Annotated in this window: 1 protein-coding gene; it reads left to right on the top strand. The window is 64.0% G+C overall.

The genetic code is table 11. The features are described 5' to 3' along the window. Positions 1-580 (top strand): AMP-binding protein (locus F6Q13_RS19800; protein WP_293060091.1); only part of this gene is annotated, 580 nt, incomplete at both ends.

Genomic DNA, 580 nt, shown 5'->3' with positions numbered 1-580 from the left:
TGGATCTGGCACTTGCCGTCGCCGGGCTCGTCCGGGTTTCGCTGAATCCTCGGCTGGCACCTCCCGACTGGGACGGCATCCGTCAAGACTGCCGAGCAGGTGCGGTGATTCTCGACGACCGGATTGACGGTGCGTCGGCGTGGCTACGGGATGTTTCGCGACCCTTCTCCCTCGTTGTCGTCACTGCGCGGTCACATCCGAACGCCCACATCACGATCGACGAGATCATCTCTACTGCAGAGGATTCGGCTATTCTGCCGATACCGGATCCGCAATCGGTGTGTGCGCTGCACTATTCATCGGGTACGACCGGAGCTCCCAAAGGAGCACAGCGCACTCACGCCAACCGGTTGGCCTCCGCGGAGGCTATGCGCCGCCATGTGCTGGAACCCACGCTGGATCCCGTCGCAGGGAATGCTCCGGTGTTTCTGCACGCGGGACCCTTGGTCCACACCAGCGGCCTGTTTGTCCTGCCGATGCTGCAGCTGGGCGCACGGCAGGTGCTTATCGACCACCCGCGGCCCGCCGACATCGTCTCGGCGGTTGCCGCACACGAGGTCAGCCATACCGTGCTGATACC

Origin of the sequence: Mycobacterium sp., from assembly GCF_008709575.1 — a bacterium.
Taxonomy (GTDB): Bacteria; Actinomycetota; Actinomycetes; order Mycobacteriales; family Mycobacteriaceae; genus Mycobacterium.
This window is presented reverse-complemented; position numbering and strand designations above follow the sequence as displayed.